Genomic DNA, 16,813 nt, shown 5'->3' on the forward strand with positions numbered 1-16,813 from the left:
CCTTGACTGTTGGAATGGTCTTTCTTGGTAAGATTTTTTTAGGAGGGGAGGCTGCTGGTTGCATCTCCTATAAGGTGGGCAGCGGCAACCAGTTCCTGCGTAAAGGGATGGCGCGGATGCGTTAGGACGTCCTGAGCGGTACCGCTTTCAATAATTCGTCCATGCTGCATGACAATGAGATCATCCGCGATATTTCTTACCACGTTTAGATCGTGAGAAATGAATAGGTAAGAAAGACGCAGGCGTTTTTGAAGATCATCCAGTAGGTCGAGAATTTGTGCTTGCACGGAAACATCAAGTGCGGAGACAGGTTCATCACAGAGAATGACAGACGGTTCCACTGCCAAAGTCCGCGCTATGGCGACACGTTGCCTTTGCCCGCCCGAAAGAAGCAGGGGGTTTTTGCTCAGGAGAGTATCCGGCAAGCGGACCTGATCCAAAAGCGCACGAATACGTGTCATCCTTTCCTGTTTTGGAACATGAATGACAGAAAGAGCATCATCCAGAATAGTCTGTACTGTCCAACGGGGATCAAACGAACTGAGCGGGTCCTGATAGATAGCGGCCAATCTGGGCCTTCTGCCACGGCGAGCGGACTCGGGAACGCCGGCCTTTTCTGATCGTGACCAAGGTTCTCCCAAAAAATCTATGAATCCTGTTTCGGGTTTCTGAAACCCCATGATCATGCGGGCTGTAGACGTTTTGCCGGAACCGGATTCTCCAATTAACGCTAATGTGCGACCGGGAAAAAGGGACAGGCTGATATCCTGCACAATGTGTTTTCTGGTGCCATCCTGCTGTTTGATAGAGAACGATAAATTGTGCGCTTCCAGCAACGGCAACGCTGTTTGGCGGGCAAGTGCGGGGGGGCGAGGCGGTCTTCTTCCGGGTTCGGCATCAAGCAGCCTGCGGGTATAGGAATGTCGGGGAGCGGAAAGAAGGTCCGCCGTGCGGCCTTCTTCAATCATATGCCCATGATGCATGACAATAACGCGATCTGCCAGGCGAGAGACAAAACCAAGGTCATGACTAATGATCAGAATACCATGTCCCGCTGCACGGAGCTGTTTCAGCAGTTCCAGAATTTGCACCTGAACGGACGGATCAAGGGCTGTTGTTGGTTCATCCGCAATCAAAAAGGGTGGGTTCATGGCCAGTGCGCTGGCAATCAGCGCACGTTGACGCAGGCCGCCCGAAAGCTGGTCCGCCCGAAGGTGAACGCGCTCTTTTGCTAAAGGAATGCCAGCCTGCGTTAGCAACTGTAACACACGGTCTTCTCGTGTGTTTTTGGTGCCCCATTTATGGGCTGTCAGGGCTTCAGTAATCTCTGTCCCGATTGAGCGTAGCGGGTCGAGTGCGACCAATGCATCCTGCAGGATAAAGCCGATTTCCGCACCGCGTATCTTGCGCCATTGCTGTTCTGTGTTGGCTAGAAGCGACCGCCCGTTAAGAGACAGATGGTCCGCTGTAATCTGGGCATGTGGACCCGAAAGACCAAGTAATGCGCGCGCGGTAACGGTTTTGCCTGAGCCAGACTCTCCAACAAGTGCGACAACTTCTCCCGGTGTGAGGGAAAAGGAGAGGGAATGCACGGCTATATGGGAAACCCCACCCGAACTGAATGTCACGGACAGATTTTTTACACTCAGGCCAGACTGAGATGTGTCAGAAAACGCGTTCATGAGGAACTTGTTTCAAAGTGATTTTTCAGGAAGCGTCCCAATGTGGTTGTTGCCAACATGGTAAGAACAATAGCAACGCCAGGGAAAAACGTGATCCACCAGGCCTCGGCAATATAGTCGCGGCCCATAGCCAACATGGTGCCCCATTCTGCTGCAGGGGGTGGTGCGCCGAGCCCCAGAAAAGAGAGGGAAGACGCCCAGATAATGGTCTGCCCAACACCCATGGCGCCTGCAATCAGCAATGGACGAAACGCATTGGGAACTAAATGGCGCCGTAAAATGTGTGCTGGCGAGTGGCCGAGTGAGCGGGCCGCTTCAATGAAGCCAGCATGACGGATTGTCAGAAACTGCCCGAACAGCATCCGCCCGTACCCCGGTGCAGCGCCAATGCCGACCGCTACAATCAGAGGAAAAGTGCCGGAAGAGAAAATGGCCGTTAACAGGAGAGCAAGAACAACGGTAGGGAATGAGAAAAGGATCTCAAAAATCCATTTAACACATTGTTCTGCCACGGCTCCACCAAATGCTCCGGGGATTGCGAGGCTTAAGGCAACGGAGAGAGCGAGCAGAATGGACCCTATTCCAATAACCAGAGAACTGCGCGCCCCGAAGATAAGACGTGTCCACATATCGCGCCCGGATTGATCTGTGCCAAGTGGATGTTGCCAGCCGGGAGCCGTAAATGCTTCACGCGGTGCAATGCTATAAGGGTTGCCATGTGCGAGAAGATGCGGGGCAATGGCGGCAAGAATGAGAAGAGTCAGGTAGAGTAATGCCAGAGCCAGCCCGATATGCTTTCCTGCCGGCAACCGCAGGCGCGGATAGGCTTTTAAGGACAGCGGGAGAGAGTTGGTTGCGCTCATGCTCTTGCCTCCTGAATGCGTGGATCAACGATCACGTAGAGAATGTCGGCCAGAAAGGACGCGAGGATATAAACAACGGAGATAAACAGAATTATACCTGTTACCAACGGCATGTCGTGCATGCTGACAGCCAGAAAAAGCTGACGCCCTAGTCCCTGCCGCGAAAAAATGAATTCAACAGCAACAGCATTTCCTACAAGAGCACCAACGGCCCATGTTGATAAGCTGACGCCCGGAAGCAATGCATGGCGTAAAACATGCCGGAACCTAACTGCATTGTCAGATAACCCTCTGGCGCGCGCGGTTAGTACAAAGGGTTGATCAAGCGTGGTTTTGAAGGATTCCCGCATCACCTGAGCGAGGAAGCCCCCCAGAGGAATGGCGAGGGAAAGGGATGGGAGTATCAGCGATAAAAAACCATGCGTACCAGCAGGCGGAAGCAGCCCAAGCTGATAGGCAAACAGCCAGAGCAGGATGATGCCAATCCAGAACTGTGGAAGCCCTGCAAAAAAGGTTTCAAGAGAAGAAAACGCAGAATCAAAGAACGGCTTGCGGGCAGAAAGAGTAACGGAAAGAACGGCAAAGCCCCATGCCAGAACGAGGGAGGAAAGCATCAGCTTCAGAGTTGGAGGAGCCTGTTGCCAGAGGACATCTGTAACCGGCATATGCTGCGAGAATGAGGCCCCGAGATGGCCCGACAGCACATGCCAGATATGGAGTGCATATTGCACCATAAGCGGTTGATCCAATCCATATTCTTCACGGATTTCCCGAATGGTTTCAGGAGTTGGATTGGCGGACCCGCCCAAAATGGCTGTGACAGGGTCTCCTGGAGCCAGATGAAGCGTGATGAAGGTCAATGTTGCTGCGGCAAAGAGAACCAGACAGGCTCCTCCAACGCGGATCATAAGTTTTTTCAGAAAAACAAAGCCGGAATTGGGGAAGGGGATCATTGTTCTACCCATGCGTCATATAATGTTGTGACGTTCAGCGCGGGCTCCAGCCGTATATCATGCACACGTTTTGAAATGGCCAGACGTGTGGTCTGGGGAAAAGTTGTGATCTGGAGGAACGCGGCAGAGGCAATTTTCTGGGCCTGATAGTACAGATTGCGGCGCTGTTCAGTATCGGTTGTCAGAAGTGCCTCATTGACGATCCTGTCAAAATCAGGATTGCTGAAACCGGATTCATTCTGGTGGTGTCCTGAAATTCCGGCAGCGTCAAGAAACTCTGAAGAAAAAACAATACGCAGCACGTCAGCAGTATTTGTGTTCCAATAGCCAATCCGAACATCATAGTCCCATTGGCCTTCACGGGTGTTGACGGATGTATCGTCAGCATTTTCCAGTAGCACATCAAAGCCGGTCTCACGTGCCGTGGCCTGGACCTGCTCCCATAATGTGCGTTCAGAATTTGAAAGTGAGGAGCGCAGAGGAATATGAACGGTTAAACGGTGTCCATCTTTTGTGCGGATACCATCCGCATCTTTGGCACTCCATCCTGCCTGGTCCAGCAATATATTTGCCCTTTGGGGATTGTAGTCTGCCGCGTGTTCAAAATCGGGAGAATAAAAAGGCGTTGTGGGCGTAAGCGGGCCGCCTGCGCGCCGATAATGGTGGAAAAAAACGCTTCCGAGTGCGCCTTCTATGTCTGCGGACCGAAGAAAAGCTTCTCGCACTCGCACGTCATTGAACGGGGCGCGGCGGGTATTGAGGGTGCCATTGGTGGGGTTGCCTGGGCGGTCTGCCATCAATAGCCACAGATCAGCATTATGCTGGGCAGGCGTTTGTGCTTCGGGCGGTAGAGTATCGATGGCATCAACTTCCGCAGCTTGCAGGGCTGCAAACCGGGCTGAAGGTTCAGGGATGAAGCGCCACTCAATACGATTTAAATAGGCTGGCCCATTGTGTAAGGCATAGGAAGGGGCCCAGTGATAGGCCGGGTTGCGTTCGAATAAGATCCTGTTCTGTCGATCCCAGCGGACAATGCGGAAGGGACCGGAGCCAACAGGGGCCTGACAGTTCAGGTCACGCGGGCGAGCGAGTGCCTTGGGGGACTCAATGCCGAGAAAACCTTGGGCAAGCACTTCCAGAAACGCGGCATAAGGACGGCTGAGGTGGACGATGGCTGTATGGGCGTCAACAATTTCGGTTGAATGATATTGGCGAATATAACCGCCGGCCGTGCTGGATTGCGTAGCCGGATTGGCCATATGATCAAGGTTGGCTTTTACGGCTTCTGCCGTGAAGGGCGTGCCATCGGTAAAGGTGACGTCTGACCGCAAATGGAATGTGTAGGCCAGTCCATCTGGCGAAATATCCCAATTGGTCGCCAGCCACGGATGGATGCCGCCCGCTTTGTCCATTGAGACAAGTGAATCAAGATATTGTTGTGCCACAAAAACCTGTGGCATATCTCCTTGCACATGTGGGTCCAGGCAGACAGGTTCACGGTCCGTTGCGTAGATCAGCGTGCCGCCCGAGATAGGGGACGTGGCATTTCGCGCATGTTTGTTCTTGTGGCATGCTGCCAGAGGCAGACACAGGGCTGCCAGCAGTGCGCTATGGAAAACTGCTTTGCATGTGTGTATGGCCGTGTTTCTGGCAAGCATGGAATATGACCGGTAAGGAAAAAAGGTCAGGCTGGTGCAAAATGCGGGGTGTGTTTTACATCCGCACTCGCCTTGCGGGTCCAGCCGGAATCAAGCGGCGTGCCGTTCAATTCCCAGTCTCCCAGTTCACGGGCACGCTGAATGGCTGGGTTGTGGGATGCCAGCACCCGCGCATTACGCCAGAACCTGTCCAACCGCCGCTTTTCTGAACTGGCTGACGCACCGCCTACTTCAAACAGGCTGGTCGTTGCATCCAGAACCAGAGGAATAATAACCTGTTGTGCCTGGAAGGCTTCCAGTTCCGCCTGTTGAGAGACTGTATCTGGCAGGCCTTGCTCCCGAAGAAGAGAAGCCTGTTCCAGCGTTGTGGAGACCCGATCAACCAGCGCTTCTGCTGCAAAGGCCAGACTGGAGAGGCGACCGACAACTGTTTGCACAAGGGGGTCTTCACGCTGAAGAGACTGGCCCGGAACACCGAAAACACGCGTGCGCGGGCGCACAAAATCTATGGTTTCGCGTAGAGCCGCTTGTGCGATACCGGCCAGCGTGGCCAGATGAAAGTTCTGGTAGAACGCAGTGAAAAACCGATCTATGGGTGAGGCATCCTTTGGGAGGACATGATAAATCTGGTCTGCTGAGAGTTCGACATTGTCAAAGATGGTTGTGCCGCTGCCGGTGAGGCGCTGGCCAAAGCCGTCCCAGTCATCCACACGGGTGACGCCAGCAGCCGTGGTGGGGACAGCCACGCGGTAGCGTTTATCATCATGCACGGCGACAACCGCAATCCAATCAGCGTACAGGCTGCCGGTAGAATAATATTTGGTGCCGTTCAGGTACCATTTTCCATCTTTAGGGGTCAGGGTGGTTGTGGTTTCAGTCGCTTTACCCAGTTCAGCCATGGCTGCGCCAAAAACGGCACCGGCATGAATTGTTTCCAGCCATTTTCCGGCTGAAGACCCTGTTCCGGCTTCTGCAAGGCGTTGGCGTTCCCCTTCAACAAAAGCAAAGTGCGCCCTTATGATTTGAGGAAGATTTGAATCTGCCGCGGCAAGTTTGACCAGTAGACGGAATGTCTCCCGCAACGGCAAATTTTGTCCCCCCAATTCTTGGGGAATACGGGCGGCCGTAAAGCCACTCTGGCGCAGAGCATCCACCGCATCATAGGCCAGAATACGATTTTGCTCGCGGTCTATTGCACCTTCAGCAATCTGGTCAAAGACTGCCTGAAAATGGTTGGAGGGAGCTTCTGAGTGGTCGGAGAGCGTGGACTGAACCATGACGTGACTCGCTATATAACTCAAAAAATATGAACAATAACCATACAATCATAGTCTATCGTGTTTATTTTATAGTCAACACAATTCCACTTAACGAAACGGAAAACAGTTGAGAATCTGGTAAAATAAGAGTGGGTTTATGATGAGTTCTGCACGGTGTGCGGTTGAAAGTCTTTACTTTCAACGGGTAAGATGACTGCGTCAGCTCCAGGCATGAAGTGGAGGAAATGTGCCATTGAGGTAATAATCTCCGACTATGGCATATTTCCACCGCACTGGATCGTGTAATGTGTGAGTTCTAGCATTGCGCCAGTAACGGTCCAGATTATAGCGCGTATCTGTAGCGGCAGTTCCTGCCAGTTCAAACAATCTGTTGGTGGCCTCTATTGCCAGTTCTGTCGTGAAAATTTTCGCTTCTGCCGTGGCAATTTGGGCTGCGGCGACTGTATCTGGCGTAGCGTGAATAAGTGCTGCGTCAATTGTTTTTCCCGCTACGTCCAGCAAGGCACGGCATGCGCTTAAGCGCGCAAATAAACCCCCAAGAATATGGCGCGTGTAAGGATCTTCATGTGCATGATCCTGATGGCTGTCTATCCATGCGCGTGTGCGCGTTTTTACAAAAGAGACAGTTTCCTCAAGGGCGCCCTGTGCTATGCCAGCATCAATGGCAGCCTGAATAAACTGCGAGATTGCGCTATCTGGACGCGGAGTATCATGGAGATAGGACTTCCACGCAGGTATTACGCGCGTAAGAGGGACCTTCACATTCTCAAGGAGAACTGTACCGCTGCCTGTCTGGCGCTGGCCGAAGGCCGACCAGTCATTTAATACAGTCAATCCTTCTGTATTTCGGTCCGCTATGGCAAGCCAGGCCAGCCCTTAATCATCAACGGCAACAATCGGTACCAGATCTGCTGCCAGTGCACCGGTGCAGTAATATTTCTTGCCGGTTATGATGACATGATCTCCTTCCCGGGCAAGCTGTGTCTTGAGATCGGTTAATGTTTTGTTTCCGCGCTCGGAAAAAGCATTCCCGCAGCGCTTTCCGTCAAGAATAAGGCCAAACAGTTCTTCTTTCTGGTTTTCCGTACCGCATGACGCAATCACAGCGACGGCCGCCCAATGGTTCTGGGCGATTTGCGCTAACGCGCCATCTGCCGCAGCAATAGTCTGCACAACGGTGCCCAGCGTGGCGTAAGACACACCGGCACCACCGTGGGAGCGGGGAACTGTAATGCCCCAGAGGCCAGAAGAGGAATACTGGTTTAATTCTTCAAGCGGAAAATGGTCAGACTGTTCACGTGCCGCCGCGTTTTGTTTCAGATGAGCAGCTAACGTCTGCGCGACACGAATAGCGTCTGCGTCGGTATCTATGCGGGAGGTAGATGTGGCGCGGGGCCAGAGTGGCGGCGGAACAGGTAAGCCAGAACCAATAACAAACGGATCAGACAAAGACATGACAGAGCACCTGATATTACTGTGCGGAGGCTAACGGAGGAGTGGCGTGGGTTTGCCGGCCTGCATGATTGGCGGGGAGACGGTCGCCTGCTCCAAAAAGCTTATGCCGCAGTGTGCCGGGCTGGTACGCGCGTTTATAGCGGCCGCGTCGTTGGAGTTCGGGCACTATGAGAGCAACAATGTCTTCAAATGTTTCTGGAGCAACGGCGTAAGCTAGATTGAAGCCATCAACGCCAGTTTGATCAATCCATTGCTCCATTTGATCAACAATCTGCGTTGGGCTGCCAACAAATGTTATGCCCATGCCGCCAATGGCCGCATGACGTGCCAGTTCTCCTACTGTCCAGATTTTGTCCGGGTTCAACACTGTCAGGGAATCCATGGCGGAATGGATGGCATCACTCCGAATATGACGCACGGGGTCTGTCGGCTTGTATGCGGAAAAATCGATACCGGTCCAGCCCGAAAGCAAAGTAAGCGCTCCCTCTTCACTGATATAGCTTTGATAGTCGCGATATTTTGCAAAAGCCTCTTCCTCGGTAGGGGCGGTAACAATGGTGAGGAGGGAAAAAACCAATGGTGTCTTCTTGGTTCTGCCAGTCTGCTGCGCAGCAGCCCGAAGGGAGCGGACAGTCTTGGCAACTGTGTCTTGAGAAGGACCGGCCACGAATACACATTCAGCGTGTGTTGCAGCAAACTGTTGACCGCGCGCCGAGGCCCCAGCTTGGAAAAGCACGGGAGTGCGTTGAGGAGAGGGTTCGGCAAGATGAATGGCATCTAATGAGAAAAAGGGACCATCATGCTGAATACGGTGAACTTTTGACGGGTCGGTAAAAATACCTCGTTGTTTGTCACGTAAAACGGCGTCTTGTTCCCAGCTTTCTTCCCAAAGCTTATAGACAACGTCCATATAGTCGTCAGCTATTGCGTAGCGTTGATCATGCTTGGTCTGCACCTGCTTTCCGGTGCTTTTGGCCGCACTGTTCAGGTAACCTGTCACAATGTTCCAGCCAATGCGCCCTTCAGTCAGGTGATCCAGTGTCGACATACGCCGCGCAAATGGGAAGGGATGTTCGTATGAGAGGGTTGCCGTAAGCCCAAAGCCGAGATGTTCGGTGACACCTGCCATGGCGGAAATCAGCATGGCGGGGTCATTAACCGGGATTTGGGCACCGTTGCGCAAAGCAGCATCGGGACTATGCCCATAGACATCATAAACGCCCAGGACATCAGCCAGAAACAGGGAGTCAAACAATCCTCGTTCCAATGTGCGGGCAAGGTCAGTCCAGTACCGAAGCGAGCGATACTGTGCTGATCGGTCTCGGGGGTGCCGCCATAATCCGCTGGCTTGATGGGACACGCAGTTCATATCAAAAGCATTCAGGCGTATCTCGGCCATTTTCGTTTTTCCTGTTCAGTTGAAACCGAGAGAAATGCCGCCGAACACACCAAAACCATCACCTGGCTGCATGACAGAAAGCTGGGAGCCGCCAGCAATGTATCCGGGCACGACGATGGAGGCGTAATGGGTGTTGGCCAGATTATTGAAGTTCAGAAAAACTGTTCTGTGCTTGTGGGGCCAGGAATAACCCAGATGCGCATTGAAGAGATGGTAGGACGGGGCAAAATACGTCATGTCATACGCAGCGCCGACTTTGGACGAAACCTGAGCATCAAAACCGGCATAAAATCCGTTTGCCAGATCCAGATTTATGCCGCCCTGGTAGAAATGTTCCGGAATGCCGGGAAGGCGATTATGCCCGAATACAGGATCATGCTTGTAATGAAAATCCTGCCATGTGTAAGCATTACGCAGGGACAGACGATTGCCTTTCCATTTATACAATGTGCTGTCGAGAGAAAATTCCACACCTTGATGTTCGGTTGGAGAGGCGTTGCCATAAATGGATGTGCCCTGTGCTTGTGATTCTGGCGTCATAACGGCCAGCAATTCATTATGCACAGAAGAATGATAATAGGTGAGTGCCCACTGATTGCCGGCATAATGCCCCGTTGTGCCAATTTCAAATGTTGTGGCTGTCTGGTTACGCAATTTTCCGGCAGTGGCATTCATACCAGACTGCAAGGACGTGCTGGGATAATAGGAACCAGCGTAGTTGTAGTTCCAGTCATTGGGGGGTTGAAGGCTGCGGCTGACATTTCCGTAAATTTCGACATGCTTGTCCGGTTGATAGCGGAAGCCGGCGCGGGGAATGAAATTGATGGAAGAGGTTTTGAACGGGTTGCTCGGCCCCGGAGAGGGAACATCGGAAGATTTCTGAATAAAGGCGAGCGCGCCGGCTGTAGTAAGCCAGAAATTATGAAATAATTCCGTGTTATTGCGAATATGAAAGTAGTTCTCTGTTCCGCCATAAGTGACATGCCTTAGAGACGTGCCTATGGGATATCCTGCAAAATTTCCTGACTGCACACGTACACGGTTGGTTTGCCAGGCTTCAAGGTCAGTATAGGTTAGAATGCCAAAGCGCGTGTCACTTTTATGGCCGCCCAGAACATCATGCCGATCATAATTCAGCACACCGGCAACAGTTTTATATCCCCAGACTTGTGAAAACCGTCCGTACTGGATATCAATTGGAGCATCTTGATAATTAAAGCCCAATTCAATTTTGGATTTATCATCAATTTTGATGGTGGTCATATCCGCGTAATATTTGGTGCCAGGCTGAATACGGTTTGATCCCCATTCCTGATATGGCTGTTGGGCCTGTTTGGGATTTTTCAGGATTTGATCACGTGTCAAGAAACCAGCCCAACCATTGCGGGTCTGGCGATAACGGAAGAAAAGGCGGGTTGAAACACGATCATTAAATTTATAGCCAAAATTGGCATTTACGCCAAAGCTGGTTGCTTCCGTATTATGTTGATAGCCACCACGGTAGGAGTTGGTGAGGCTGATATAATAATCAAATTTGCCGAGAACCTGCCCGGAACTCAGCTGCTCTTTGACGTAGCCGAAACTTCCGGCTTCTGCACGCGCCTGATATTTCTGGGAGTTATATCCTGTCTGGGTCACATAATTGATGGCACCGCCGAGTTGCATGCCACCGTAATCAAAGGCATTCGCGCCTCGCAAGACCTCTGTATATTGCAGGCCAAGGCTTTCAAATAGTTCGTAGGGGGTGCCTGCGGGCGTGGTGACAGGCAGACCGTCAAACATCATGAGCATGCCAGAGCGAAAATAGTTGACGCCTGTCTGGATACCAGACCCGCGAACCGAGATGCGCAGACCGTCACCACCGCCTGAAGCCTGAGCAAAAACGCCCGGCTGAAATGCCAGCGTATCCGCATTGGTGAGATTCCGGCCTTTCAGAATCTGCTGCGCATCAATAACGGTCGCTGCGCCTGGAATGCTACGGAGATGACTTTGGGCAACTTGTGCATCAGAACGCCGCTGCGTTGAAACGGATATTTCTTCTCTATTGGTTGCGCGTGTCTGAGCTACGGGTTTGTTGGGAGAAGAGGCGGGGGCAGGGTGGCGTGGCTTTGATGTGTCCGCAGGAGGAGATGAAGAATGTTCTGCTGCCTGGGCTGCGGGTGGAAGCATGCTCAAAAATGCATATGCCAGCGCTGCATGCCGTGGAAGGGAGGAGCCGCGCTCAGAAAATTTAGGAGGAGAGAAAGAAAACCTGAGCATGGGAGGACTTTCTGTCAGAAAGAAGAGATATTACGGGGGAAGGCCAACGGAAAAGCAGCATCAACAGCATTCCTGTGCAGGAGTAAGGTCTCTACTGTGTGGAAATGAGTGCTTTATCATGAGGATTTTCCAGTTTTATTCAGGAATATGAGTGTGGGCATAGTTGCGCCGGAACCAGATCAGGCCGGGGTGGTGTGTATCGGAAGCGTTGACATGGAGGATATGGGCGAAAACGACAGAGTGCGATCCTGACTCAACAACATGCGCAATACGGCAATCAAAATTGACGAGCGCATCTTGGAGAAGAGGAGCCCCTGTGGCGTATGAAGACCAGTCCGCATGAGCGAAGCGCGCCTCCTGTGATTTGGAGCGACTGCTGAAAATATTGGAAAGCGGGTGCTGCGCGTGGGTCAGAACATTAACGCCTAAAACGCCATTTTTCAGAATAGGATCATGCGCGCTGGTATTTTTATTGATGCAGACCAATAATGTCGGCGGGCTATCAGACACACTGCACACGGCTGATGCGGTAAATCCATACTGACCGGCGTTGCCATCAGTTGTCACAATGGTAACCGCACCTGGCAGCAGGGCCATGCCGTCCCGAAAAGATTGGGAGGAAGGGATGGATTGCGGCTGAAGTGCAGCAGGATCAATAAACTGGTTCATTTTAGGGTCCGTAAGCAAAAGAGCGGTGGCATCAGGAGATCAGGGTGGCGTTTTCTGGCACGGGCATGGCAGTCTGCGCACGAATGGTGTTGGCAAGCCTTTCGGCGTACAAGGTGACTTCTGGCAGCCCCATCAGTTCGCCAAAGCGGCCACGTGCCAAGGGGCCCGCAACAAAAAGAGAAGGGTCCTTTTGGGGGCCGACCTGAGCGTTTCCTTCTGCAGAAACATGCAATCCCAGATCTGAGGGATCCATCTCAATATGTCCCTCAGCAGCAAGAGATTTCAGGAATGGCTGTGAGTGCAGAATATTGACGTGAGCGGGACCGGTTGTGGTGATTATGGCGTCCACAACCCGATCGTCCGTATGGCCGTTGCGGAGCCGTAAGGTGACCTTGAAGGTTTTTCCTTCTTTCTCGACCTTGATAACGCGGGCCGCCTTAATCTGAAGTATGCCCGCTTGAAGTGCCTTATTCACAATGTTTTCGGTTTGTGGAGAAATACGGAAGCGATGAGTATCCCAAAAAGGACGTAAGTGCCGAATGAGCCGACGCCGCTCCGTTTGATCAAGCGAACTCCAGATTTGAGGCCCCTGTTCGCGCACACGATCCAGAAAGGCCTGCCAGGGAGTGTCCGGGTTATCTGCAATGATTTTACGTATGCGTTGCAGGACGTCTCTGGTTCGAGAGGCTGGAGGAGAGAGAAAATCTCCCGTTGCTGTAACAGGTGTCCGACTATGGCTTTTTGATCTCTGGCCGCGGCGGGATATGGCGAGAATAGGTGCTCTGTGTCCCTGTGCCGCCAAGCTGGCCACAGTATCAGCCATGCTCAAGCCTGTGCCGATAATCAAAACCCTGTCGTCTGGTTTGACTGTGCTCAGCCCATCAGGTTTCCACGGATCATTGATCAGAACAGGACGCGTTTCAGCAGAAAGGAATGCCCCCAAAGCGGCAAATTGTCTGGGCAGTTGCGGTGCTGGGTGGCTGGTTGCGATAACGACAGTATCTGCTTCAAAAACGTCCCCGCCCTGAGTTTCCAGTATCCATTTGCCAGTTGATACTTTCCGCGCCGCAGTGACCAGACTAGGAATGTGTCGTAGGAGGTGAGCTTCCAGCAGGGGGGCCAGTCTGGCCGCTACGTACTGGCCGAAAACCTTACGGGCTGGATAGAGATTCCCATCAGGTTGCCGGGCCCCGTCGTCCTGATGGTTTGCCCCCGTTTCTTCCAGCCATTCAAGGAAGTCTAGAGGATGGGCCGTATCAATGCTCATGCGGCTGGCAGGAACATTGATACGGTGGTTGGGGTCTGTTGCGCTGTAAGCCACACCGCTGCCCAACACGGAGCGGGGTTCAAAAACCAGAACCGTCAGGGGGACACGGGGCCCCTTGAGCAGATGCCAGGCCAGCGCAGCGCCACTGAAGCCGCCGCCGATAATGGCTATGATATTAGGAGGCTGCGTACTCATGGTCAGGCTGCGTGAGAACCGGGACGGTGATCACCAGCAATGGTTTCACCAAAAGGTCCCATGTTGTTCAGGTTGGACGTTGCCCGAATAGGGTGCGCTGTTGGCAGAAGCGGCAGGACCAGTTCTCCAAACTGATAGGCTTCTTCCAGATGCGGGTAACCGGAGAAGATAAAGGTGTCTATGCCAAGCCGACGATATTCATCAATGCGTTCGGCAACGGTGTCCGGGTCACCCACAAGAGCGGTGCCGGCCCCCCCACGCACAAGGCCGACCCCGGCCCACAGATTGGGGCTGATTTCAAGCTTGTCGCGTTTGCCGCCATGCAAAGCACTCATCCGGGCCTGCCCCACGGAATCCATCCGCGCAAAAACCTTTTGAGCTTTGGAGATTGTTTCGTCACTTAGGTGGCTGATAAGGCGGTCTGCTTCCTGCCATGCTTCACGCTCGGTTTCTCGAACAATGACGTGAAGGCGGATGCCAAAGGAGATATCGCGTCCCTGTTTTTCTGCGAGTTGGCGTACTTTGCTTATTTTTTCGGCGACTAACGCAGGCGGTTCACCCCATGTCAGATATTTATCAATGTGCTTGGCGGCGACATGTGCACCGGCCTCAGAGGAGCCGCCGAAATAGAGTGGGGGACCATTTTTCTGGAAAGACGGAAACAGAATGTGGCCATCATCTATCTTGAAGTGTTTCCCAACGTAATTGACATGCTCTCCATGCAAAAGGGCTCGGTAGATATTGAGAAATTCATCTGTAATTTCATAGCGTGTAGCGTGGTCGGCAAAAAATCCGTCGCCCGCATTTTCTGCCGGGTCTCCCCCGGTGACAATGTTGATCAGCAGACGGCCTTCAGAGAAACGGTCCAGTGTTGCTGTCATCCGTGCGGCGAGAGTAGGGGAAAGCAGCCCGGGCCGGACCGCAATAAGATAGCGCAGCCGTTCCGTAATGGGCGCGAGGGCCGAGGCTACAACCCAACTATCTTCACAACTGCGGCCTGTTGGTATCAGTACTCCATAATATCCAAGGGTATCGGCCGCTTTTGCCACCTGCTGCAGGTAAGGAAGATCTACCGGACGCCCCCCTTTCTGGGTGCCAAGATAACGGCTGTCACCATGGGTAGGCAAAAACCATAGAACGTTGATTTTATCAGGAATAGAAAAAGACATGTCAGGACGCCTTGGAAAAGGGCAAGGAAGAAAAGAGAGGGGCCGCTGGAGCCGTCAGGTTTTGCGGGTCCCGGTAGCGCGCGCCAAAATGGTATGCGGGCAGCCGTGTTCTTCCGGGTTCAAAAAGACGTTCGCGCAGGGTCTCGTTTGGCGTGTAAGCTGTACGGTAGCGACCACGCTGCTGAAGTTCAGGCACGACGAGGGAAATAAAATCCCTTGCAGTCTCAAAGGAGTGGTACTGCCGCAGATTGATGCCATCAATACCATCGACGTCCAGCCAGTTCTCGATCTGATCAGCGACAGTCGTGGGGGAGCCGACAACAAAGAAGCGTCCCTCATCAAACGACGCTATCTGTTTGAGTGCGCTACCAATGGTTTGATCCGGGCGGAAGCGACGGCCCATGTTCCCAAAGCTCTGACCCTCACGTAGCAGGACATCCCCTATGCGCTCGTTTACATCATAGCGCCGGAGGTCAATTTCAGCCTGAGCGTGAACAAGTGCGCCTTCTACGCTGTAGTAACGGCGATAGTGTTCCAGCTTTTTGGCGGCGAGGGCATCTGTTTCATCAACAATAATGCCAGCCATGACGATGAACCGAATATCGTCTGGCTTTCGACCATGAGCCACGGCCTGTTCGCGTGTTTTGGCAATGTTGCGGCGTACTTCCTCAGTCGTGCGGCCGCCAATAAACACAACCTCGGCGTGTCGGGCTGCAAATTCCAACCCTGCTGATGAGCCGGTTGCCTGAAACAGTAAAGGTGTCCGTTGCCGGGATGGTTCCACAAGGTGCGGCCCAGCAACCCGAAAATTAGGCCCTGTGTGGTTAATGGAACGGACTGCTGAAGGATTTGTATAAATGCCTGCTGCAGCGTCTTTCAGAACGGCGTTGTCATCCCAACTGCCTTCCCAGAGCTTATAGAGGACATCCATATATTCGTCCGCAATGGCATAACGTTCATCATGCGGGATCTCATCATCCAGACCGAAATTCTGCGCGGCACTCCTTAAGTAGGAGGTGACAATATTCCAGCCCACCCGCCCTTGTGTGAGCAGATCAAGCGTTCCCATGCGGCGTGCAAAGGCGAAAGGGGGCTCATAGGTGGTGGAAAATGTAACACCAAAACCGATATTCTTGGTGACAGCCGCCATGGCCGGGACAAGCAGGAGCGGATCAAGATTAGGAATTTGCACAGCCTCCCGCAGGGCGGCATCGTTGCTTTCTCCAAACCGGTCATAAGTGCCAATTACGTCAGCCAGAAAAACTGCGTCAAACAGACCGGCTTCGGCCAGTTTGGCCGTTTCAAGCCAATGCTCCATTTCACTATAGCGATGGCGGTTATTGCCCGGCGCACGCCACATGCCATGCACGATGTGGCTGACGCAGGCCATTTCAAACAGATTTACGTGCAGTTGTTTCATGGTTTTGGCTCAGACTGCGTGACGAAGTGGTCTCAAGGTCGGCTGATAAGGCGGGGCAGAGAGGGTGACGGCACGGCAGGTTGCGGAGTGGAGCGGAAAGGAGCCGGAAGAGAAAAAGGCAAGAGACGTAAGCACCGCAGACTCCTTAAATAACCACACAAAATAGTACATAATGAATAGTAACAACGACATCGCGTGAGTCAAACAAAAACTCACGACTTAAATTTGTTATAAAGAAAATTATCGCCCCATTGTGTTGAAAGGCCGGGATGCCGATAACCAGATTCAGTCGGGCTGCCAGCGTGTTATCTGCATGGGGATCTATTCAACGCAGGCTCTGCGCGTTGGATGCGGAGAGTGTTTGCGGGCGATCACATTTGGAAGATGACGGTAATCTGCTCCCGCAAGATGGGAGGGGGCTGAGTCATCTTTAACGGGGGTTATGTGGAAACAGAGCTCCCGTCAGTCCATGTTCAGTTGCTGCTGCGCACGTAAGGAGTGCTTCATATGCCGTTTCGACGCACGCCGCTTTAAACAGGCAAGG

General features: G+C 52.8%; 13 protein-coding genes. All 13 read right to left on the minus strand.

Features of this window, described 5'->3' with window-relative positions; all coding sequences use genetic code 11:
* Positions 1–38: 38 nt before the first annotated feature.
* The 13 genes from AD948_RS16100 to AD948_RS16155 all read right to left on the minus strand — a co-directional run bounded on the left by AD948_RS16100 (position 39) and on the right by AD948_RS16155 (position 16,269).
* The gene (locus AD948_RS16100) at positions 39–1,682 is read right to left on the minus strand and encodes an ATP-binding cassette domain-containing protein (protein WP_061472679.1); all 1,644 of its coding nucleotides are present in this window, start codon (positions 1,680–1,682) and stop codon (positions 39–41) included.
* A complete protein-coding gene (locus tag AD948_RS16105; protein ID WP_061472680.1) occupies positions 1,679–2,545 on the minus strand; it encodes an ABC transporter permease in 867 nt (288 codons plus the stop codon). Before AD948_RS16105 ends, AD948_RS16100 begins: the two co-directional genes overlap by 4 nt.
* Positions 2,542–3,498, minus strand: coding sequence for an ABC transporter permease (locus tag AD948_RS16110; protein WP_061472681.1), 957 nt, complete (start codon positions 3,496–3,498; stop codon positions 2,542–2,544). The genes AD948_RS16105 and AD948_RS16110 overlap by 4 nt, the downstream gene beginning before the upstream one ends.
* The gene (locus AD948_RS16115; RefSeq protein WP_061472682.1) at positions 3,495–5,156 is read right to left on the minus strand and encodes an ABC transporter substrate-binding protein; all 1,662 of its coding nucleotides are present in this window, start codon (positions 5,154–5,156) and stop codon (positions 3,495–3,497) included. The genes AD948_RS16110 and AD948_RS16115 overlap by 4 nt, the downstream gene beginning before the upstream one ends.
* A 26-nt stretch (positions 5,157–5,182) precedes the next feature.
* Positions 5,183–6,433: an acyl-CoA dehydrogenase family protein gene (locus tag AD948_RS16120; protein WP_061472683.1), complete on the minus strand. Its 1,251-nt coding sequence runs from the start codon at positions 6,431–6,433 to the stop codon at positions 5,183–5,185.
* A gap of 201 nt (positions 6,434–6,634) precedes the next feature.
* A complete protein-coding gene (locus AD948_RS18810) occupies positions 6,635–7,270 on the minus strand; it encodes an acyl-CoA dehydrogenase family protein (RefSeq protein WP_248846071.1) in 636 nt (211 codons plus the stop codon).
* A 42-nt stretch (positions 7,271–7,312) separates the two neighbouring features.
* Positions 7,313–7,891: an acyl-CoA dehydrogenase family protein gene (locus AD948_RS18815; protein ID WP_248846072.1), complete on the minus strand. Its 579-nt coding sequence runs from the start codon at positions 7,889–7,891 to the stop codon at positions 7,313–7,315.
* A 16-nt stretch (positions 7,892–7,907) separates the two neighbouring features.
* Positions 7,908–9,290 (minus strand): LLM class flavin-dependent oxidoreductase, encoded by a 1,383-nt coding sequence (locus AD948_RS16130; RefSeq protein ID WP_082782488.1) that lies wholly within the window; start codon positions 9,288–9,290, stop codon positions 7,908–7,910.
* A 15-nt stretch (positions 9,291–9,305) separates the two neighbouring features.
* A complete protein-coding gene (locus AD948_RS16135; protein ID WP_061472684.1) occupies positions 9,306–11,549 on the minus strand; it encodes a TonB-dependent receptor family protein in 2,244 nt (747 codons plus the stop codon).
* 135 nt (positions 11,550–11,684) lie between these two features.
* Complete coding sequence (locus AD948_RS16140) at positions 11,685–12,218, minus strand: flavin reductase (RefSeq protein ID WP_006557324.1); 534 nt, start codon at positions 12,216–12,218, stop codon at positions 11,685–11,687.
* A 31-nt stretch (positions 12,219–12,249) separates the two neighbouring features.
* Positions 12,250–13,680, minus strand: a complete 1,431-nt coding sequence (locus AD948_RS16145) for an FAD/NAD(P)-binding protein (RefSeq protein ID WP_082782489.1) — start codon at positions 13,678–13,680, stop codon at positions 12,250–12,252.
* A 2-nt stretch (positions 13,681–13,682) separates the two neighbouring features.
* On the minus strand, positions 13,683–14,849 hold the full coding sequence (gene ssuD / locus AD948_RS16150; protein WP_061472686.1) for an FMNH2-dependent alkanesulfonate monooxygenase: 1,167 nt from the start codon (positions 14,847–14,849) through the stop codon (positions 13,683–13,685).
* A 1-nt stretch (position 14,850) separates the two neighbouring features.
* Positions 14,851–16,269 carry an LLM class flavin-dependent oxidoreductase gene (locus AD948_RS16155; RefSeq protein ID WP_061472687.1) on the minus strand — a complete coding sequence of 473 codons (1,419 nt, stop codon included), beginning with the start codon at positions 16,267–16,269 and terminating at the stop codon, positions 14,851–14,853.
* Between the last annotated feature and the right edge of the window lie 544 nt (positions 16,270–16,813).

This window comes from Acetobacter senegalensis, assembly GCF_001580995.1.
GTDB classification, from domain to species: Bacteria; Pseudomonadota; Alphaproteobacteria; order Acetobacterales; family Acetobacteraceae; genus Acetobacter; species Acetobacter senegalensis.